General features: G+C 74.5%; 20 protein-coding genes. 2 read left to right on the forward strand and 18 right to left on the reverse strand.

All coding sequences use genetic code 11. From position 1 onward, the window contains the following. Positions 1-16: 16 nt before the first annotated feature. The gene (locus FB380_RS19850; RefSeq protein WP_166757000.1) at positions 17-700 is read right to left on the reverse strand and encodes an MBL fold metallo-hydrolase; all 684 of its coding nucleotides are present in this window, start codon (positions 698-700) and stop codon (positions 17-19) included. A 161-nt stretch (positions 701-861) separates the two neighbouring features. Between FB380_RS19850 and FB380_RS26090 the strand changes: the two genes are divergently transcribed. Then, on the forward strand, positions 862-1,677 hold the full coding sequence (locus FB380_RS26090; RefSeq protein ID WP_166757001.1) for a peptidylprolyl isomerase: 816 nt from the start codon (positions 862-864) through the stop codon (positions 1,675-1,677). Positions 1,678-1,718: 41 nt separating this feature from the next. Then, positions 1,719-2,447 carry a class I SAM-dependent methyltransferase gene (locus FB380_RS19860; RefSeq protein ID WP_166757002.1) on the forward strand — a complete coding sequence of 243 codons (729 nt, stop codon included), beginning with the start codon at positions 1,719-1,721 and terminating at the stop codon, positions 2,445-2,447. A 64-nt stretch (positions 2,448-2,511) separates the two neighbouring features. Here FB380_RS19860 and FB380_RS19865 read toward each other — a convergent pair whose 3' ends face one another. From FB380_RS19865 to thrS, 17 genes are all read right to left on the reverse strand, one after another. Further along, entirely contained in the window at positions 2,512-4,917 is a 2,406-nt protein-coding gene (locus tag FB380_RS19865; protein WP_166757003.1) for a RelA/SpoT family protein, read from the reverse strand. 102 nt (positions 4,918-5,019) lie between these two features. Beyond that, a complete protein-coding gene (locus tag FB380_RS19870; protein ID WP_166757269.1) occupies positions 5,020-5,607 on the reverse strand; it encodes an adenine phosphoribosyltransferase in 588 nt (195 codons plus the stop codon). Beyond that, on the reverse strand, positions 5,604-7,193 hold the full coding sequence (secF, locus tag FB380_RS19875) for a protein translocase subunit SecF (RefSeq protein ID WP_229682169.1): 1,590 nt from the start codon (positions 7,191-7,193) through the stop codon (positions 5,604-5,606). Before secF ends, FB380_RS19870 begins: the two co-directional genes overlap by 4 nt. After that, complete coding sequence (secD, locus tag FB380_RS19880; RefSeq protein WP_166757004.1) at positions 7,190-8,866, reverse strand: protein translocase subunit SecD; 1,677 nt, start codon at positions 8,864-8,866, stop codon at positions 7,190-7,192. Before secD ends, secF begins: the two co-directional genes overlap by 4 nt. A 14-nt stretch (positions 8,867-8,880) precedes the next feature. Next, the gene (gene yajC / locus FB380_RS19885; protein WP_166757005.1) at positions 8,881-9,213 is read right to left on the reverse strand and encodes a preprotein translocase subunit YajC; all 333 of its coding nucleotides are present in this window, start codon (positions 9,211-9,213) and stop codon (positions 8,881-8,883) included. Positions 9,214-9,374: 161 nt separating this feature from the next. Continuing rightward, the gene (gene ruvB / locus FB380_RS19890) at positions 9,375-10,502 is read right to left on the reverse strand and encodes a Holliday junction branch migration DNA helicase RuvB (protein ID WP_268237752.1); all 1,128 of its coding nucleotides are present in this window, start codon (positions 10,500-10,502) and stop codon (positions 9,375-9,377) included. Next, positions 10,499-11,134 (reverse strand): Holliday junction branch migration protein RuvA, encoded by a 636-nt coding sequence (gene ruvA / locus FB380_RS19895; RefSeq protein WP_166757006.1) that lies wholly within the window; start codon positions 11,132-11,134, stop codon positions 10,499-10,501. The genes ruvB and ruvA overlap by 4 nt, the downstream gene beginning before the upstream one ends. Beyond that, positions 11,131-11,712, reverse strand: a complete 582-nt coding sequence (ruvC, locus tag FB380_RS19900; RefSeq protein WP_229682170.1) for a crossover junction endodeoxyribonuclease RuvC — start codon at positions 11,710-11,712, stop codon at positions 11,131-11,133. Before ruvC ends, ruvA begins: the two co-directional genes overlap by 4 nt. Before the next feature lie 197 nt (positions 11,713-11,909). After that, positions 11,910-12,662 (reverse strand): YebC/PmpR family DNA-binding transcriptional regulator, encoded by a 753-nt coding sequence (locus FB380_RS19905; protein ID WP_166757007.1) that lies wholly within the window; start codon positions 12,660-12,662, stop codon positions 11,910-11,912. Then, complete coding sequence (gene pdxT, locus FB380_RS19910) at positions 12,659-13,354, reverse strand: pyridoxal 5'-phosphate synthase glutaminase subunit PdxT (protein ID WP_166757008.1); 696 nt, start codon at positions 13,352-13,354, stop codon at positions 12,659-12,661. Before pdxT ends, FB380_RS19905 begins: the two co-directional genes overlap by 4 nt. Further along, positions 13,351-14,280: a pyridoxal 5'-phosphate synthase lyase subunit PdxS gene (pdxS, locus tag FB380_RS19915; RefSeq protein ID WP_425563424.1), complete on the reverse strand. Its 930-nt coding sequence runs from the start codon at positions 14,278-14,280 to the stop codon at positions 13,351-13,353. Before pdxS ends, pdxT begins: the two co-directional genes overlap by 4 nt. Positions 14,281-14,344: 64 nt before the next feature. Next, complete coding sequence (locus tag FB380_RS19920) at positions 14,345-14,881, reverse strand: hypothetical protein (protein WP_166757009.1); 537 nt, start codon at positions 14,879-14,881, stop codon at positions 14,345-14,347. Positions 14,882-14,892: 11 nt separating this feature from the next. Next, a complete protein-coding gene (locus tag FB380_RS19925; RefSeq protein WP_166757010.1) occupies positions 14,893-16,119 on the reverse strand; it encodes a glycosyltransferase family 4 protein in 1,227 nt (408 codons plus the stop codon). Then, entirely contained in the window at positions 16,119-17,081 is a 963-nt protein-coding gene (locus tag FB380_RS19930; protein WP_188959625.1) for a phosphatidylinositol mannoside acyltransferase, read from the reverse strand. Before FB380_RS19930 ends, FB380_RS19925 begins: the two co-directional genes overlap by 1 nt. Next, a complete protein-coding gene (gene pgsA / locus FB380_RS19935) occupies positions 17,078-17,731 on the reverse strand; it encodes a phosphatidylinositol phosphate synthase (RefSeq protein WP_166757011.1) in 654 nt (217 codons plus the stop codon). The genes FB380_RS19930 and pgsA overlap by 4 nt, the downstream gene beginning before the upstream one ends. Then, positions 17,732-18,382 (reverse strand): HIT family protein, encoded by a 651-nt coding sequence (locus tag FB380_RS19940; protein ID WP_229682171.1) that lies wholly within the window; start codon positions 18,380-18,382, stop codon positions 17,732-17,734. Continuing rightward, a complete protein-coding gene (gene thrS / locus FB380_RS19945; protein ID WP_188959626.1) occupies positions 18,379-20,454 on the reverse strand; it encodes a threonine--tRNA ligase in 2,076 nt (691 codons plus the stop codon). The genes FB380_RS19940 and thrS overlap by 4 nt, the downstream gene beginning before the upstream one ends. Positions 20,455-20,494: the final 40 nt, after the last annotated feature.

The following is a 20,494-nucleotide window of genomic DNA, read 5'->3' on the forward strand; positions in this document are numbered from 1 at the left end:
TCCGGGCGGGGCCCGCTCACAGGCCCCGTCCCTTCGGTGCCCCGGCGGCTTGCGCCAGGTAGGGGTTGGTGGCGCGCTCGCGCCCGATCGTGGTGGCCGGCCCGTGCCCGGGGAGGACGACGGTCTCGTCGTCCAGCGGCAGGACGACGTCGCGCAGCGAGCCGAGCATGTCCGGCCAGGACCCGCCGGGCAGGTCGACCCGGCCGACGGAACCGGCGAACAGCACGTCGCCGGCGAGCAGGCCCGGGGCCTCCCCGAGGTCCAGGGAGAAGACGACGGAACCGCGGGTGTGGCCCGGGGCGTGCCGCACGGTGAGGTCGACGCCGGCCAGCGAGATCGTCGCGCCGTCGGCGAGCGGGAGGACGTCGGCCGGGTCCGGGAGCCGGACGCCGGTGATCAGCGGGGCGAGCTGCGGGCCGTGCCAGCGCGCCGGGTCCGACAGCATGCCGCTGTCCTCGGGGTGCAGGTAGGCGGGGATGTCGTAGCCGTCGCAGACCGGCAGCACCGAGAAGGTGTGGTCGAGGTGGCCGTGGGTGAGCACGACCGCCACCGGCTTGAGCCCGTCGTCGGCCAGCATCCGGGCCAGCGGCTGGACGGCGTCCATCCCCGGGTCGACGACGACGCACTCCTGCCCGGCCCCGGTGGCGACGGCGTAGCAGTTGGTGCCGAACGCGCCGGCGGGGAAGGAGCGGATGAGCACCCGTGCAGGTTACGCGGGCGACATCGGCCCAGCTGGCGCTGCCAGGGAGCCGCCAGGGAACGCACCTACACTCCGCAGTCGACATCCACCGCGGTGTGGGCACGCGGCCCAGGTCCGCGTCCGCCGGCGGCAGCGCGCAGAGCCCGAGGAGCCCGAGAAGAGTGCCGACCAACAAGCAGCGTCGTCAGGCCGCGCAGAAGCGGCTCCAGCGCCAGCTCGAGCGGCGCGAGGAGCTCGCCAAGAAGCGCCGGCGCAACCTGCTGGTCGGGGTGACCGTCCTCGCCGTGGTCGCCGTGCTCAGCGCGGTGTTCCTGATCACCGGCCTGGGCGGCGACGACGCCGAGGACACCGCGGCCGCCCCGGAGAGCACCTCGGAGTCCCCCGAGACCACCCCGGTCGTGGACGGCAGCGACGGGACCTGCGACTTCGTCCCGGACACCTCCGGCAGCGCCACCCTCACCGACGTCGGCATCCCGCCGGCCGAGGTGCCGACCACCGCCACCACGGACCTGACGCTGGCCACCTCCGCCGGTGACATCGGGCTGACCCTGGACCAGGCGAACGCCCCCTGCGCCTCGGCGAGCATGGCCTACCTGGCGCAGCAGGGCTTCTTCGACGGCACGCCCTGCCACCGGCTGACCAGTGGCGGCCTGAGCGTGCTGCAGTGCGGCGACCCCAGCGGCACCGGCACCGGTGGGCCCACCTACGACTTCCCGACCCAGGTCACCGGCTCGGAGACCTACCCCCGCGGCACGCTGGCCATGGCCAACGCCGGGCAGGGCACCGACGCCAGCCAGTTCTTCCTGGTCTTCGCCGACAGCCAGCTGCAACCGGACTACACGGTCGTCGGCACGGTCGACGAGGCCGGGCTGGCCACGCTGGACGCCATCGCGGCCGCCGGCATTGCGGGGGGTGCCTCCGACGGCGCACCGGCGACGCCGGTGACCATCGAGTCGGCGACCGTCGCCGCACCCTGACCGTTCGCGGGGCCGCGTGGTCGCCCGCACACTGGGGCATGATGGACGCCGACCGCTACGCCGGCTTCCCGGCGGGGTTCTTCGACCGCAGCGACGACGGGCCGGACGCCGGGTTCTACGACCGGCCCCGGCTCGTCACGCACATCGACGAGGGGGCGATCGCCGCCGTCGGTGAGCTGTACGCCGAGCTGGGCATCGACGGCGCCGCGCCGGGTCCCGACGGCTCCGCGCCGGGTCCCGACGGCTCCGCGCCGGGTCCCGACGGCTCCGCGCCGGGTCCCGACGGCTCCGCCCGACGGCCGACGCGGGTGCTGGACCTGATGTCCTCGTGGGTGTCGCACTTCCGCACGCCGCCGGCCGAGCTGGTGGTGCTCGGGATGAACGACGAGGAGCTCGCCGCCAACCCGGCCGCGACGCAGCGGCTGGTGCACGACCTGAACGCCGACCCCCGTGTGCCGCTGCCCGACGCCGACGTCGACGCCGCGGTCTGCTGCGTCTCGATCGACTACCTCACCCGCCCCGTCGAGGTGCTGGCCGAGGTGGGCCGGGTGCTGCGCCCGGGCGGCCCGCTGGCGATCACCTTCTCCGACCGCTGCTTCCCCACCAAGGCGGTGCGCGGCTGGCTGGCCACCGACGACCGGCAGCACGGCGCCGTCGTCGCCGAGCTGGTGCGGCGCACCGGCCGGTTCACCGAGCCGACGGTCTCCCTGCGCACCCCGCCGGGCCCCGGCGACCCGCTCTACGCCGTCGTCGCCACCCGGCTCCCCTGACGGAGGACCACTCCCTCGCCCCCCACCGCTCGCACGCTCGCGGCGGGGCCCCGCGAGGCCGCCTCTAGGCGGTGACGCGCTCCACGTCGAAGACGCCGTCGACGTTGCGCACCGTCTGCAGCACCGAGCCCAGGTGGGCCGGGTCGGCGAGCTCGAAGGTGAACCGGCTGATCGCCACCCGGTCGCGGCTGGTCTGCACCGACGCGGAGAGGATGTTGACCCGCTCGTCGGCCAGCGCCCGGGTGACGTCGGAGAGCAGCCGGTGCCGGTCCAGCGCCTCGACCTGGATCGCCACCAGGAACACCGCCCCCGGCTGGGAGGCCCAGTCGACCTCGACCAGCCGCTCGGGCTTGGCCTGCAGGTCCGCGGCGTTGGTGCAGTCGGTGCGGTGCACGCTCACGCCGCCACCGCGGGTCACGAAGCCCAGGATGTCGTCGCCGGGCACCGGCGTGCAGCACTTGGCGAGCTTGGCCCACACGTCGTGCATCCCGTGCACGACCACGCCCGGGTCACCGCTGGCGGTGCGGGCGACGGTCCGCTTGGTCGGGATCGCCGTCTCGGCGATGTCCTCCGTCGCGCCCTCGGACCCGCCGAGGGCGGTGAGCAGCTTCTCGACCAGCGAGTGCGCCGAGACCTGGTTCTCCCCGACCGCGGCGTACAGCGCGCTGACGTCGGGGTAGTGCAGGTCGGCGGCGAGGGTGGCCAGGGACTCCCCGCCCAGCAGGCGCTGCAGGGGCAGGCCGGCCTTGCGCATCGCCTTGGTCAGCGCGTCCTTGCCGGCCTCGACGGCGTCCTCGCGACGCTCCTTGGTGAACCACTGGCGGATCTTGGTGCGGGCCCGCGAGCTGCCCACGAAGGTCAGCCAGTCCTTCGACGGCGCGGCGCTCGGCGACCGGGAGGTGAAGACCTCCACGACGTCGCCGTTGGACAGCCGGCTGTCCAGGGAGACCAGGTTGCCGTTGACCCGGGCCCCGATGCACCGGTGCCCGACCTCGGTGTGCACGGCGTAGGCGAAGTCGACCGGCGTCGACTCCCCCGGCAGGCTGATCACGTCGCCCTTGGGCGTGAAGACGAAGACCTCCTGCGGACCGAGGTCGTAGCGGAGCGTCTCCAGGAACTCGCCGGGCTCCTGCGCCTCGCGCTGCCAGTCCAGCAGCTGACGCAGCCACAGCATGTCGTCGCCCGGTGCACCCGGCGCCGGGGTCAGGTCGGCCTTGCCGCCGGCGGCCCGGGCCTTCTCCTTGTACTTCCAGTGCGCCGCGATCCCGTACTCCGCCGTGCGGTGCATGTCGTGGGTGCGGATCTGCAGCTCGACCGGCTTGCCCTGCGGGCCGATGACCGTCGTGTGCAGCGACTGGTACATGTTGAACTTCGGCATCGCCACGAAGTCCTTGAACCGGCCCGGTACCGGCTGCCAGTGCGCGTGCATGATTCCCAGCGCGGCGTAGACGTCGCGGACGGACTCGACCAGGATCCGGATGCCGACGAGGTCCCAGATGTCGGTGAAGTCCCGGCCGCGGACGATCATCTTCTGGTAGATCGAGTAGTAGTGCTTGGGCCGGCCGGTGACGGCCGCCTCGATCTTCGCCGCCTTCAGCTGCTCGGTCACCGCCGAGGTGACCTCGGCCAGGTAGGTGTCCCGGGACGGCGCGCGCTCGGCCACCAGCCGCACGATCTCGTCGTACCGCTTCGGGTACAGCGTGGCGAACGCGAGGTCCTCGAGCTCCCACTTGATCGTGTTCATGCCCAGCCGGTGGGCCAGCGGGGCCAGGATCTCCAGCGTCTCGCGCGCCTTCTTCTCCTGCTTCTCCGGCGGGAGGAAGCGCAGCGTGCGCATGTTGTGCAGCCGGTCGGCGAGCTTGATGACCAGCACCCGGGGGTCGCGGGACATCGCGACGATCATCTTGCGGATCGTCTCGGCCTGGGCCCCGTCGCCGAACTTGACCTTGTCGATCTTGGTGACGCCGTCGACCAGGTGCGCCACCTGGGGGCCGAAGTCGGCGGTGATCGACTCCAGCGTGGTGCCGGTGTCCTCGACCGTGTCGTGCAGCAGCGCGGCGACCAGCGTCGTGGTGTCCATGCCCAGCCCGGCGAGCACCGTGGCAACGGCGAGCGGGTGGGTGATGTAGGGGTCGCCGCTCTTGCGCTTCTGCTCCGCGTGCGCAGCCTCGGCCACGTCGTAGGCCCGCTGCAGCAGCGCGAGGTCGGCCTTCGGGTGGCTCTGCCGGTGCAGCACCGACAACGGCTCCAGCACCGGGCGGATCCCGGTCGACCGCTGCCCGGCGACGATCCGGCGGGCCAGCCGGTCACGGACCCGCCGGCGGGGGACGGTCTCGGCCTCCCCACCCGGCTCCGGGGCCACGTCGTCGGGACGGCGGACGGCGGGCCGCTCGGGCAGCGCCACCCGGGGCGGCGCCTCCTCGGCGGCGGGCGCGCCGGACGTCTGCGGTGCGACGACGTCAGAGGCCACGGGTGCTCCTGCACTGTTGAGGAGGGTGGACCCTGCCCATGTTAGCCGCGCCCGACCGGGTCGCGCCCCCTGCGCTCACCCCCGGGTGGGGTGCCGTCGGACTCAGACCCGCCAGAGCGCGTGCACCGGGTGCGGCGAGATGCGCTCCCGCCCGCCGAGCGCCATGAGCTCGACGACGACGGCCACCGCGGTGACCACCCCGCCGAGCCGCTCCACCAGGGCGATCGCGGCCTGCAGCGTGCCCCCGGTGGCCAGCACGTCGTCGACGAGCAGCACCCGCTGGCCGGGCCGGATCGAGTCGGTGTGCAGCTCCAGCGTCGCCGTCCCGTACTCCAGGGCGTACTCGGCGGCGACGACCTCGCGGGGCAGCTTGCCGGCCTTGCGCACCGGGAGGACGCCGGTCCCGGCGTCCAGCGCGACGGCGGCGGCGAGCAGGAAGCCCCGCGCCTCGACACCGGCGACGACGTCGAAGCCGGGCCCGCCGTCGGCGGCACCGAGCGCGGCCGCCCGCGGGTCGACGTCGGCGGGCTCGGTGAGCGCGTCGACCACCCGCCGGAACGCCCCGGGGTCGGCGAAGACCGGGGTCAGGTCGCGGAACAGCACCCCGGGCTCGGGGAAGTCGGGCACGTCGACCGAGAAGGCGGCCACCAGCTCGTCGATCGGCAGCTCGCCGTCCCGGAGGGTGCTCATCGCCGCTTCCGCCCCGCCGGACGCTGTCCCGGCCGGCTCGGCCGCTGACCGGGCCGCGGCGTGGTGGTCCCGCCCCGGGGGCTGGGGCGGACCGAGGCCGGCGACTCGACCTGCACGTCGGCCATCGGCTGACCCGGCAGGGTCTCCTCCCGCTCGGCGACCGCCACGGCGGACCGACGGGTGGCCCCGCTCCCCCGCCGGGCCGTCGCCACGGGGGCGTCCACCCGGGCGCCGCCCTGGCGGGCCTCGGCCGACCGGCGGGCGAGCACCCGCCGGCGCAGCGCCTGCTGCTCGGGCCGGCGCTCCTCCAGCTCGGCGAGCACCGGGGTGGCCAGGAAGATCGAGCTGTAGGTGCCCGCGGCCAGGCCGACGAAGAGCACCAGGGCGAGGTCCTTCAGCGTGCCGGCCCCGAGCAGACCGGCGCCGACGAACAGCAGCCCGGCCACCGGCAGCAGCGCGATGACCGAGGTGTTGATCGACCGCATGAGCGTCTGGTTGACCGCCAGGTTCGCGGCCTCGCCGTAGGTCGAGCGAGCGCTCTTCTCCAGGTCCTTGGTGTTCTCGTCGACCTTGTCGAAGACCACGACGGTGTCGTACAGCGAGAAGCCCAGGATCGTCAGCAGCCCGATGACCGTCGAGGGGGTGACCTCGAACCCGACCAGCGCGTAGATGCCCGCGGTGACCACGATGTCGTGCAGCAGCGCGACGATGGCGGCGATCGCCATCGTCGGCCGGAACCGCACCGCGAGGAAGGCCACCACCGCGACCAGGAAGACGGCCAGGGCGATGAGCGCCTGGTTGGTGACGTCGCCACCCCAGTCCGCGCTCACCGACTGCGGGCTCACCTGGGACGGGTCGACGCCGGCCGCCTCGGCGACCGCGGCCACGACGGCGGTCTCGGTCTCGTTGTCCAGGGCGCTGGTGCGCAGCAGGACGGAGTCGCCGCCGACCACCTGGGCGCTGGCCACCTGGGCCCCGGCGTCCTCGGCGGCCTGGCGGACCTCGCTGAGCTCCGTGCTGGCGGCCGGCACCCGCACGCTGTTGCCGCCGGCGAACTCGATGCCGAAGTTGAAGCCCCGGACGATCATCAGCCCGACGCACAGCACCATCACGACGGCGGTCACCCGGAACCAGAAGCGCCGCTTGCCGACGACGTCCAGGCCGGCCTCGCCGTTGTAGAGCCGGTGCGCCAGGGACGCCCGGGGCCGTGCCCGGGTGGCGGCGGGGGCCGTTCCCTCGGCGGGCAGCCCGGCGTCGGCGAGCGCCTGGTCGCCGGTGCTGTCGTCGGCGGCCTCGTCGCGCACCTCGGCGTCCGCGACACCGTCGTCCTCGAGCCGGTCGTCCGCGAGCCCGTCGTCCGCGGGCCCGTCGTCCGCGAGCCCGTCGTCGTGGGCCCTGTCGTCCTCGGCTCCGTGGCCGGCCGTCAGCGGTGCGTCCTCCCGCTCGTCGGCCGGGACGGCCGGCGCCCCGTCGGGGCGTCCAGCCGGGGTCCCGAAGGCGGTCGAGCCGGTACGGGCCGGCGCCTCCTCCGGCGTGGGGCCCTCGGGGACGGCGTCGTCGGCGCCGGTCCGGTCGCGGGGGGTCATCGGTTGCTCCCGTTCGTGCTGCTGCCGGAGGCGGCGCCGACCAGCTCGGGGTCGCGCCGCGGCGGCCCGGCGGGGCGCCGGCTGTGGTCGACCTGGCCGAGCCCGGAGAAGCGGTTGCTCCCGAAGCCCTTGACCCGGCTGAGCACCGCCATGAGCGGATGGGTGAAGAGGAACACGACGATCAGGTCGAGCACCGTGGACAGGCCGAGGGTGAACGCGAAGCCCTTCACGTCACCGATCGCCAGCCAGTACAGGATCGCCGCGGCGAGGAAGCTCACCGCGTCGGCGGAGAGGATCGTCCGGCGGGCGCGCACCCAGGCGCGGGGGGTGGCACTGCGCAGACTGCGCCCCTCGCGCACCTCGTCCTTGAGCCGCTCGAAGTAGACGACGAACGAGTCGGCCGTGATGCCGATCGACACGATGAACCCGGCGATGCCGGCGAGGCTCAGCGCGAAGCCGATCTCCCGGCTGAGGAGCACCAGGCTGGCGTAGACCACGACCGCCGACAGCACCAGGCTGGCGATCATGACCAGGCCGAGCAGCCGGTAGTAGAGCAGCGCGTAGACGAACACCAGCGCCACGCCGATGGCGCCGGCGATGAGGCCGGCGCGCAGCTGCTCGCTGCCCAGCTCGGTGGTGATGGTCTGCGCCGTCGCCTGGCTGAAGGTCAGCGGCAGGGCGCCGTACCGGAGCTGGTTGGCCAGCTCGGTGGCGGCGGCCTGGTCGAAGCTGCCGGAGATCTGGGTGGTGCCACCGGTGATCGCGGAGTTGATGGTGGGCGCCGAGACGACCCGGCCGTCCAGGGTGATGGCGACGTTGTTGCCGACGTTGGCGGTCGTGTAGTCCGCCCACGCCGCGGAGCCGGCCGAGGTGAAGTCGAGGTTGACGACCCACTCGCCGGTGGTGACGTCGGTGCCGGCCGTGGCGTCGGAGACGTCGGTCCCCTCGATGACGGCGGGGCCCAGCAGGAACTTCGCGGTGCCGTCGTCGGAGCAGGCGGCGATGTAGGACTCCGGCTGGTCGACCTCGGTGCTCGTGGTGTCACAGGTGAGCGTCGCGTACTCGGCGACCGCCTCCTCCTGGGTGACGGGCGGCGCATCCGGGTCGGCGACGGCCTCTTCGCCGGCCGCGGCGTCGGTGGCGGCCGGGTCCGTGGCGGCGGGATCGGTCGCCGCCGGGTCCGTGGCCGCGGGGTCCGTGGCGGCGGGATCGGTCGCGGCGGGGTCGGTCGCGGCGGGGTCCGTCGTGGCGGGGTCCGTCGCCGCCGGGTCCGTGGCGGCGGGGTCGGTCGCGGCCGCCGCCTCCGGGCCGCCGAGGACCGGCCGGAACCGCAGCTGCGCGGTCGCGCCGAGCTCCCGGGCCCGCTCGCCGTCGTCACCCGGCACCGAGATGACGATGTTGCTGTCGCCCTCGGTGACCACCTCGGCCTCGGCCACGCCCAGGCCGTTGACGCGCTGCTCGATGATCTGACGGGCGAGCTCGAGGTCCTCCTGGTCCGGGGCCTGCCCGTCCGGCGTGCGGGCGGCGAGGGTCACCGTCGTCCCGCCCTGCAGGTCGAGCCCGAGCTGCGGGGTGCGCTGGTCGCCGGTCAGGAAGACCAGGGCGTACAGCGCGGCGACGATCGCGAGGAACGCCGCGAAGTACCGGCGGGCGGGGAGCTGGCGGGCGGCCATGCGTGGGACCCGGCTCAGCGGGTGCGGTCGGTGGGGTCGCCGTCGCCGTCGGTGCCGGTCGCCCCCTCGGGCGGGACGACGCCGGACGCCGGCTGGCGGATCTCCATGACCGCCGGGCGGGCGACGGTGATGACGACCCCCGGGGCGACCTGGAGGTCGACGGTGCCCTCGCCGAGCGAGGCGACCGTGCCGTGGATGCCGCTGGTCAGCATGACCGGGGTACCCACGGTCAGCGAGGCCTGCAGCGCCTCCGCGTTCGCCTGCATCTTCTTGCGCTGCCGGGCGGGCAGCACGATCAGCAGGCCGAAGGCCAGGACGAGCAGGATCAACGGGAAGAACTGTTCCACGACGGGTGAGCCTCTCTACCGCAGCGAGTCGCGCGGTGGGTGCGGCCCGGGATCGGACCGCTCGGGTACATCGGTGCCGGCGCACGCCCGCCTGCGCAGGGAGTGGCTCCGGGGCGGGGGCGCCCCGGCCGCAGCCGGGTTGCGCGCCAGCGCGGAGGAGTCTAGGCGTCGAAGAGGGTCTGTGACGACGGCGCGTCCGACGGCGGGTCCGCTGTGCCCCCACCGAGCGAGACGCCACCGCGGGGCAGCGGGTGGCCCAGGTGCCGGAAGGCAGCCTCCGTCGCGACCCGGCCCCGGGGCGTGCGCGCGAGCAGCCCGGCGCGCACCAGGAAGGGCTCGCAGACCTCCTCGACGGTGTGCGGCTCCTCCCCCACGGCCACCGCGAGGGTGGCCACCCCCACCGGTCCGCCGCCGAACTTGGTCACCAGCGCGTCGAGCACCGACCGGTCCAGCCGGTCCAGGCCGAGGTCGTCGACGTCGTAGAGCGACAGGGCGGCCCGGGCCACCTCCAGGCTGACCCGACCGTCGGCCCGCACCTCGGCGAAGTCCCGCACCCGGCGCAGCAGCCGGTTGGCGATCCGCGGGGTGCCTCGGGAGCGCCCGGCGATCTCCAGCGACCCCTCCGGGGACAGCTCGACGCCGAGCAGGTCGGCGCTGCGGGCCAGCACCCGCTGCAGGTCGGCGACCTCGTAGAACTCCATCTGCCCGACGAAGCCGAACCGGTCGCGCAGCGGCCCGGTGAGCAGCCCGGCGCGGGTGGTGGCCCCGACCAGGGTGAAGGGGTGGATCTCCAGCGGGATGGCCGTGGCGCCGGGCCCCTTGCCGACGACGACGTCGACCCGGAAGTCCTCCATCGCCATGTACAGCAGTTCCTCGGCCGGACGGGCGATCCGGTGGATCTCGTCGATGAACAGCACGTCACCGGGGCCCAGGTTGGACAGCATCGCGGCCAGGTCACCCGAGCGCTCGATGGCGGGCCCGCTGGTGATCTTCACCGCGGTGCCCAGCTCGGAGCCGATGATCAGCGCGAGGCTGGTCTTGCCGAGCCCGGGCGGGCCGGACAGCAGCACGTGGTCCGGTGGCCGGCCACGGCGCTTGGCGCCCTCGAGCACGAGGTCCAGCTGGCGGGCGACCTTGGGCTGGCCGATGAAGTCGGCCAGCGAGTTCGGGCGCAGCGCCGACTCGACGACCCGCTCCTCCTCACCGGCCCGGGGGTCGACGGCGTCGTCGGGGAACCGCCCCGGCCCGGCGTCGGCGGCCGACAGCCCGCGGTCGAACGGGGAGCTCACGACCGGCCCAGGATCTGCAGCGCCTGCCGCAGCAGCACCGCGACCTGCACGCCACCGGCCAGCTGCTGCTCCTCGGCCACCGGCTCCAGGGCGGTGACCGCGGTGTCGGCCTCCCGGCTGGTCCAGCCCAGCCCGACCAGCGCCGCGCCGAGCTGGTCACGCCACGGGGCCACCGGGGTCACCGCGCCGAGACCCTGGGCCGGCGGGCCGTCCAGCGAGGTGTCCGAGGCCGTCGTGCCGAGCCGATCGCGCAGCTCCAGCACCAGCCGCTCGGCGCCCTTCTTCCCGATGCCGGGGACCTGCATCAGCGCCTTGAGGTCGCCCATCGACACCGCGCGGCGCACCTCGCGCGGCGGGTGGATGGCCAGCACCGCCTGGGCGAGCCGCGGGCCCACGCCGTTGGCGGTCTGCAGCAGTTCGAACAGCTGCCGCTCGTCGTCGTCGGCGAAGCCGTAGAGGGTGAGGGAGTCCTCGCGGACCACCAGGCTCGTCGACAGCCGGGCCTGCTCCCCCACCGCCAGCCGGGCGATCGTGCCGGGCGTGCACTGCACGGACAGGCCCACGCCACCGACCTCGACGACCGCGCCGTCGGGCGAGACCGCAGCCACCCGGCCGTTCACCGAGGCGATCATCGCGCCGACACCCCCGTCCAGCGCGGCAGGGTCGCCGGGCGGACCGGCGCACCGATGCCACCGGCCAGGGCCGCGACCCGCAGCCGCTGCTGCGCCGGGCCGCGCCACACGTGGCAGACGGCCAGCGCGAGTGCGTCGGCGGCGTCCGCGGGCTTGGGGGCGGTGGCGAGCCCGAGCACCCGGGTGACCATCAGGGTGACCTGGTCCTTGTCCGCGCGGCCGTTGCCGGAGATGGCGGCCTTGACCTCGCTGGGCGTGTGCCAGGCGACCGGCACGTCGGCCTGCGCCGCGGCCAGCGCAGCGACCCCGGCGGCCTGCGCGGTGCCCGTCGCCGTCCCCTTGTTGTTCTGGGTGAACACCCGCTCGATCGCCACGGCGGTCGGCCGGTGCGCACGGAGGAGTGCGGTCACCGCGGTGTGCACCTCCAGCAGACGCAGTTCCAGGTCCAGGTCGGGCGAGGTGCGCACGACGCCGACCCCCAGCGCCTCCGGCCGCGCCCCGGGGCGCCCCTCGACCACGCCCCACCCACACCGGGTGAGCCCCGGGTCGATGCCGAGCACCCGCATGAGGACCTCCACCAGCCGACGAACACGTGTTCGAACCACGCTAACCGCCGAACCCGGGGACGTCGCCCTCCGACACGCCCCGCGACGTCACCGACCGGCCCCGCTGCAGGGGCCCGCGCTGAGCCTGCGAAGCGTGGGGGGCAGCCGGTGGAAGGACCCCCTCGCCCCCCAGCACTCGCGAGCTCGCACCGGGACCCTGCGAGGGGGCCTCAAGCGTCGATGGTCTCCATGACCTCGTCGGAGACGTCGTAGTTCGCGTACACGTTCTGCACGTCGTCCAGGTCCTCGAGGGCGTCGATGAGCCGGAAGACCTTGCCGGCCCCGTCGGCGTCCAGCTCGACCTGCACGCTGGGCAGGAAGCCCATGTCCGCCGAGTCGTAGTCGATGCCGGCGTCCTGCAGGGCGGTGCGCACGGCGACCAGGTCGGTGGGCTCGCAGATCACTTCGAGGGTGTCACCCAGGTCGCGGACCTCCTCCGCGCCGGCGTCCAGCACGGCCATCAGCACGTCGTCCTCGGTGGTGCCCGTCGCGGGGACCACCACGACGCCCTTGCGGGAGAACAGGTAGGAGACCGACCCCGGGTCGGCCATGTTCCCGCCGTTGCGGGTCATCGCCGTGCGCACCTCCATCGCCGACCGGTTCTTGTTGTCGGTGAGGCACTCGATGAGCACGGCGACGCCGCCGGCGGCGTAGCCCTCGTAGGTGATGCTCTGGTAGTCGACCCCGCCGGCCTCCAGGCCGCCGCCGCGCTTGACCGCACGGTCGATGTTGTCGTTGGGCACCGAGCTCTTCTTCGCCTTCTGGACGGCGTCGTAGAGCGTCGGGTTGCCCGACAGGTCAGCGCCGCCGGTGCGCGCTGCGACCTCGATGTTCTTGATCAGCTTGGCGAAGAGCTTGCCGCGCTTGGCATCGATGCCAGCCTTCTTGTGCTTGGTCGTCGCCCACTTGGAATGCCCGCTCACGACGTTCTCCCTCCACTGCCCGCGTCCGCTCCGGCGCCGGCACTGCTCGCATGGTCTCGTGCCCTCATCGCCGTCGCCTCCCGCACCAGCTCCACGAACAGCGCGTGCACCCGGCTGTCGCCGGTGAGCTCGGGGTGGAAGCTGGTGGCCACCAGCCGGCCCTGACGGACGGCGACGATCTTACCGTCGGCCGGTCCGCCCTCCACCCGGCCGAGCACCTCGACGTCCGGGCCCGCCTGCTCGACCCACGGCGCCCGGATGAACACCGCGTGCACCGGCGCACCGGGGACGCCGGCCAGCCGCACGTCGGTCTCGAACGAGTCGACCTGCCGGCCGAAGGCGTTGCGGCGCACCGTCACGTCCAGGCCGCCGATGGTGACCTGGTCGGGCGGGGCGTCGAGCACCGTGTCGGCCAGCATGATCATCCCAGCGCACGACCCGTAGGCGGGCAGCCCGGCCCGGACGGCGTCCCGGAGCGGCTGCAGCATGCCGAAGCGCGAGGCGAGCTTGGCCATCGTGGTGGACTCCCCGCCGGGTACGACCAGCCCGTCGACCTCGGCCAGCTCGGCGGGCCGCCGCACCGGCCGGGCCTCGGCACCGGCTGCCCGCAGCGCGGCCAGGTGCTCGCGCACGTCACCCTGCAGCGCGAGCACCCCCACCACCGGGGACGTTCCTACCTGCGCGTCGCTCACCAACCGCGGGTGGCGTAGCGCTCGCTCTCCGGGAGCGTGGAGACGTTGATGCCCACCATCGGCTCACCGAGACCGCGGGAGACCTTGGCGATCACGGCCGGGTCGTCGAAGAAGGTGGTGGCCTGCACGATCGCGGCGGCGCGCTGGGCCGGGTCACCGGACTTGAAGATGCCCGAGCCGACGAACACGCCCTGGGCGCCCAGCTGCATCATCATCGCCGCGTCCGCCGGGGTGGCGATGCCGCCGGCGGTGAACAGGACGACGGGCAGCTCGCCGGTGCGGGCGACCTCGGCCACCAGGTCGTACGGGGCCCGCAGCTCCTTCGCGGCGACGAACAGCTCGGTCTCGTCCAGCGTCGTCAGCCGCTTGATGCCGGCCCGGATGGACCGCATGTGCCGGGTGGCCTCGACCACGTTGCCGGTGCCGGCCTCGCCCTTGGACCGGATCATCGCCGCGCCCTCGGAGATCCGGCGCAGCGCCTCGCCCAGGTCGGTGGCGCCGCAGACGAAGGGCACGGTGAACGCGCTCTTGACGATGTGGTGGGCCTCGTCGGCCGGGGTCAGCACCTCGGACTCGTCGACGTAGTCGACACCGAGGGCCTGCAGCACCTGGGCCTCGACGAAGTGACCGATCCGGGCCTTGGCCATCACCGGGATGGAGACCGCGCCGATGATGCCCTCGATCATGTCCGGGTCGCTCATCCGGGCGATGCCGCCCTCGACGCGGATGTCGGCGGGCACCCGCTCCAGGGCCATCACCGCGACCGCGCCGGCGTCCTCGGCGATCTTCGCCTGCTCGGGGGTGACGACGTCCATGATGACGCCGCCCTTCAGCTGCTCGGCCATGCCGCGCTTGACGCGCTCGGTGCCGGTGCCGGTGGGCGCGTCGGTGGGCCGGTCGGTGGGCTCGGTGTGGTTCAGGGACACGCTGCTGCCTCGCAGGTCGTCGGGCCGGGGACCGGCGGGAGGGGACGACCCAGCGTACGGCGGGTCAGCGGACACCCCGCGCGGCGCCGGAGCCGGGGGAGGTGAGCAGCGCGTCCAGGCCGTCGTCGATGTCGAAGTACCGGGGCAGCGGCCGGGCGGCGTGCAGCCGCAGCACCCGGGCGAGCCGGCCCCGGCGCAACGTGCGGGTGTCCCGGACGGCGTCGTTGTAGAACCGCCGGGCCAGGCCCACCCGCATGCCGGCGTCCTGCAACTCCGGGGTCAGCACCCCGGCGGGCACCCGGCGGAGCAGCCGGCCGACCAGGTTCTCGGCGGCCTCGCGGTCGCCGGCCGACGGCGTGCGCGCACCCGCTGCGGCGGCGGCCAGGGCGCCGGCGAGCTCGGGGCCGAGGTCCTCGGCGTGTTCCCGGGCCAGCGCCGCGGCCAGCTCGGCCCGGCGCAGCAGGCCGACGTCGAGCACCTCCCGCGCCCGGCGGACCCGCCCGGCCAGCCGGCGCAGCCGGGTGAGCGTCCAGAGCGCCCAGGTGAGCACCAGGACGACCAGCAGCCCGGCGGCGAGCAGCAGCCAGGTCGCGGTCGTCATGGGATCCGAGGCTAGCGGCGCGCCCGCCTCCGGAACGGCCCGGACGGCCCGAGCCCACCGGTGGCGTCGGGCACGTCGCCCAGCAGCGCGGCGTCGTCGGTGGCGGAGGTGGTGACCCCGGTGCCGCCCGGCGGGGCGACCGTCTCGTAGACGGCGAGGATCCGCTGGGCGACCACCGCCCAGTCGTAGTCGGCCACCGCCCGCCGGCCGGCCGCCTGCAGCTCGGCCCGTCGAGCCGGGTCGGCCAGCAGCCCACCGAGCGCCGAGGCCAGCGCGGCCGCGTCCCCGCGCCGGACGAGGACGCCGGCGGAGCCGTCCTCCAGCACCCGGGCGAAGGCGTCCAGGTCGCTGGCGACCACGGGGGCGCCGGCCGCCATCGCCTCCAGCAGGATCACGCCGAAGGACTCCCCCAGCAGGTTCGGGGCGCAGTACACGTCGACCGAGCGGAGGAAGGCGGCCTTGGCCGGCTCGTCGAGCTCGCCGAGCACGGTGACGCGCGGGCGCAGCTCGTCGGTGACCAGCTCGTCCAGCTCGTCGGGATCGCCGCGGCCGGCGACGAGCAGGCGGGCCGCCGGGTGCTCGGCGACCACCGTGCGCATCGCCTCCAGCAGCACCGGCAGGCCCTTGCGCGGTTCGTCGTAGCGGCCGAGGAACCCGATCGTCGGTGCCGCGGAGGCCCGCGCGTGGCCGGGCAGCGTCGGCCCGTCGGCGAAGGCCGACACGTGCACCCCGTTCGGGATGACCACCGCGTCCCCGCCCAGGTGCTCCACCTGGACGCGGCGGGCGAAGTCGGAGACCGCGATCCGCCCGCTGACCCGCTCCAGCCAGGGGCGGGCCACCGGGCCCAGCGCGGCCAGCACCTTGGACCGGGTGGTCGCCGCGTGGAAGGTGGCCACGATCGGGCCGTCGGCGACCACGCAGACGAGCAGGGAGAGCGAGACCGACGCCGGCTCGTGCACGTGGACGACGTCGAAGTGCCCCTCCCGCAGCCAGCGCCGGGCCCGGGCCGCCGCGACCGGGCCGAAGGAGATGCTGGCCATCGAGCCGTTGTACGGGACCGGCACCGCCCGGCCGGCCCAGGTGACGTGCTCGGCCGGCAGGCTCTCCTCGCGCTCGGCGGGGGTGAGCACCTCCACGGAGTGGCCGAGGGAGCGCAGCGTCTCGGCGAGGTCCCGCACGTGGTACTGCACGCCGCCGGGGACGTCCCACGAGTAGGGGCAGACCAGCCCGATCCGCATCACCCCACCTCCGCCGGGGCTGCGGGCCCGGCCGGGAGGGCGGGCGCGCGGCCCTCGGGGCCCACCTCGGGCCAGACCCGGCCGAGCACGTGCCAGTCCTCGGGACGCTCGGCGATGGTCGTGGCGAAGGCGTCGGCCACCTGCTGGGTCGCCCGGGCCACCCGGTCCCGCAGCCGCCCGGGCCCGTCGAGCGGCACCGCTGGGTGGACGACGAGCCGCCAGCCCGCGCCGTCGAACTGGCAGACCGCGGGCAGCAGCGTGGCCCCGGTCTGAGCGGCGACCAGCGCCGGGCCCCCGGGCATCGTCGTCCGGCGGCCGAAGAAGGTGACCGGCACACCGCTGCCGGAGAGGTCGCGGTCCATCAGCAGGCACGCGGTGCCGCCGTCGGCCAGCCACTCCCGCAGCACGGTGGCGCTGGGTCGCTCCCCGCCGGTCAGCGGCACGACCCGCATGCCCAGCCGTTCCCGGAAGGCGACGAACCGGCGGTACAGCGACTCCGGCCGCAGCCGCTCGGCGACGGTCACGAAGGGGCCGCCCAGCCAGGCGATGAGCCACACCCCGGCGGCGTCCCAGTTCCCGCTGTGCGGCAGGGCCAGGACGATGCCGCGGCCCTGCGCACGGGCCTGCTCCACGTGCTCCCGGCCGCGCAGCTGCGAGCCGGCGAGGATGCGCTCGGGAGAGATCGTGGGCAGCCGGAAGGCCTCCTGCCAGTACCGGGCGTAGGACTGCACCGCCCGCCGGGTGAGGTCGTCCAGCGCGGCGTCGTCCAGGCCGCCGCCGGTCACGACGTCCAGGTTCGCCCGCAGCTGCCGGACGCCCCGGCCGCCCCGGCGGGCGGCGAGCGCTCCCCCTGCGGCGGCGCCGGCCCGGGCCACCGGTTCGGGCAGCAGCCGGACGGCGCGCCAGCCGGCCGCGTACCCGGCGTCGGTGAGCCGGGCGAGCAGGTCGGCGCGGCGGCTCACGGCGCGGGACGCCCGGACGCCCCGCCGGGCGGCGACGTCGGCAGCTGCTGGCCGCGGGACTCCCGGCGGACCGCCGCGAACCGCTGCGCCACCGTCACGGCGCTGCCGGCCAGCAGCACCCAGAGCGCGACGTGCACCGCGTACGGGATGCCCAGGCCGGTGAACCCCGTGCCGACCAGCACCAGGATGAGCCGCTCGGTGCGCTCGACGATGCCGACGTCGGCCGACAGCCCGACGCCCTCGGCGCGGGCCTTGACGTAGGAGGTGAGCACCCCGAGCACCAGGCACAGCAGGGCGAGCAGCACCAGCAGCCGGTTGTCCCCCGCCCCGGAGAACCACCAGACCAGCCCGCCGAAGATGGCGGCGTCGGCGGCCCGGTCACCGGTGGAGTCCAGCACCGCGCCGAACACCGAGCCGCCTCCGCGGGCCCGGGCCAGGGCGCCGTCGAGCATGTCCAGCAGCACGAAGACGGTGACGGCGAGCGCGCCCCAGAAGAGCAGGCCGTTCCCGATCAGGAAGACCGCCGAGGCCACCGCGCCGAGCGTGCCGGTGAGGGTGACCGCATCGGCGGTGACCCCGGCCCGGACCAGGCCGCGCACCACGGGCGCCCAGAAACGGCCGACGGCGGGCCGGAGGTTGACGCCGAGCACTCAGGCCACCGTCGGGTGCGGCTCGGGACCGGTCGACCGACCCGGGTCCGGCTGCTCCGGGCCCGGCTGGCCCGTCCCGGGCCGGCCTGCGGCCGGCCAGGCGCCGGCCAGCAGGGCCCGGGTCTCGGCGAGCACCTGCGGCAGCACCCGGGTCAACCCGACCACCGGCATGAAGTTGGTGTCCCCACCCCAGCGCGGCACGGCGTGCTGGTGCAGGTGGTCGGCGATCCCGGCGCCGGCCACCGAGCCCTGGTTCATCCCGATGTTGAACCCGTGCGCGCCGCTCACCGACCGCACCACGCGCATCGCCGTCTGGGTGAAGGCACCGAGCTCGGCGACCTCGGCGAGGGTCAGGTCGGTGTAGTCGGGGACGTGCCGGTACGGCACGACCATCAGGTGGCCGGCGTTGTACGGGTAGAGGTTCAGGACGGCGAACACCGTCGCACCCCGGGCCACGATCAGGCCGTCCTCGTCCGACATCGCCGGGATCAGGCAGAACGGGCAGTCGTGGTCGCCGCTCGGCTTGTTCTCCCCGCGGATGTAGGCCATCCGGTAGGGGGTCCACAGGTGCTCGAACCCCGACGTCGGGCCGTCGTCGTCGTTGCGCACCGGCACCCGGTACGCAGCCGCCCCGTCCCTGTCCTCGCTCATCCGACCACCATCGGGGTCTCTGCGGTCGGGTCGGTGTTGCGCCGCTCCTCGACCCAGGCGACGACCTGGGCCACCGCCTCGGCCACCGGGACGCCGTTGCGCTGCGAGCCGTCGCGGTAGCGGAAGGACACCGCGCCGGCCTCGGCGTCGGTGGCCCCGGCGATCAGCACGAAGGGCACCTTCTGCTTGCTGGCGGTGCGGATCTTCTTCTGCATCCGGTCGTCGGAGTCGTCGACCTCCACCCGGACGCCGCGCTGGCGCAGCTGCAGGGCGACGTCGGTCAGGTACGGCACCTGCTCGTCGGTGATCGGGATGCCGACCACCTGGACCGGGGCGAGCCAGGCCGGGAAGGCGCCGGCGTAGTGCTCGGTCAGCACCCCGAAGAAGCGCTCGATCGAACCGAACAGCGCCCGGTGCAGCATCACCGGCCGCTGCCGGGAGCCGTCGGCGGCGGTGTACTCCAGGCCGAAGCGCTCGGGCAGGTTGAAGTCCACCTGGATGGTCGACATCTGCCAGGTGCGCCCGATCGCGTCCCGGGCCTGCACCGAGATCTTCGGGCCGTAGAACGCGGCGCCGCCCGGGTCGGGGAACAGCTCCAGGCCGGAGTCCACCGCGGCCTGCCGAAGTGCCTCGGTGGCGCGCTCCCAGCCCTCGTCGGTGCCCACCGACTTCTCCGGGTTGCGGGTGGACAGCTCCAGGTAGAAGTCGCTCAGCCCGTAGTCGGCCAGCAGCCCCAGCACGAAGTCCAGCAGCCCGCGCAGCTCGCCGGCCATCTGCTCGGGGGTGCAGTAGATGTGCGCGTCGTCCTGGGTGAACCCGCGGGCCCGGGTGAGGCCGTGCACGACGCCGGACTTCTCGTAGCGGTACACGGTGCCGAACTCGAACAACCGCAGCGGCAGCTCCCGGTAGGAGCGGCCGCGGGAGTCGAACACCAGGTTGTGCATCGGGCAGTTCATCGGCTTGAGGTAGTAGTCCTGCCCCTGCCGCCGGACGTTGCCCTCGCTGTCGCGCTCCTCGTCCAGCTGCATCGCCGGGTACATGCCCTCGGCGTACCAGTCCAGGTGGCCGGAGGTCTCGAACAGCTGCCCCTTGGTGATGTGCGGGGTGTTGACGAAGGAGTAGCCGGCCTCCTCGTGGCGCCGCTGGCTGTACTTCTCCAGCTCGCGCCGGATGATCCCGCCCTTGGGGTGGAAGACCGCGAGCCCGGAGCCGACCTCGTCGGGGAAGCTGAACAGGTCAAGCTCCGCACCCAGCCGGCGGTGGTCGCGGCGCTCGGCCTCGGCCTGCTGCTCCTGGTACGCCTTGAGCGCGTCCTTGCTCTCCCAGGCCGTGCCGTAGACCCGCTGCAGCTGCGGGTTCTTCTCACTCCCCCGCCAGTAGGCGGCAGCGCTGCGGGTCAGCGCGAAGGCCGGGATCGTGCTGGTCCGCGGCAGGTGCGGGCCGCGGCACAGGTCGGTCCAGACCCGCTCCCCGGTGCGCGGGTCGAGGTTGTCGTACATGGTCAGCTGCGCGCCGCCCACCTCGACGTCCGCGCCCTCGGCGGCCTCGACGGCCCCTTCCTGACCGGCACCGCCCTTGAGGCCGATCAGCTCGAGCTTGTACGGCTCGTGCGCCAGCTCGGACCGGGCCTCGTCGTCGCCGATCTCCCGGCGGCTGAAGTTCTGCCCCTGCTTCACGATCGCCTGCATGCGCTTCTCCAGCGCCTGCAGGTCCTCGGGGGTGAACGGCCGCTCGGGGTCGAAGTCGTAGTAGAAGCCGTTCTCCACCGGCGGGCCGATGCCCAGCCGGGTGCCCGGGAAGAGGTCCTGCACCGCCTGGGCAAGCACGTGCGCGGTCGAGTGCCGGATGACCGCGCGGCCGTCGGCGCTGGCGGCGGCCACCGGCTCGACCTCGACGTCGGCGTCCGGCACCCAGGCGAGGTCCTTGAGGTCACCGGAGACGGGCTCGCGGACGACGACCGCGCCGTCGGGGCCCTTCAGCGGCACCCCGGCGTCCTTGAGCGCCTGCAGCGCCGTCGTCCCGGCCGGGACCCGGATCGGGGCGACGGCGGTGGGCGAAGGCGGGGTGGACACGGACTGCTCCTGACGGTCGGGGTGGCGGGCATCGCTTGAC

It is taken from the genome of Modestobacter marinus (assembly GCF_011758655.1).
In the GTDB taxonomy this organism is placed as follows: Bacteria; Actinomycetota; Actinomycetes; order Mycobacteriales; family Geodermatophilaceae; genus Modestobacter; species Modestobacter marinus.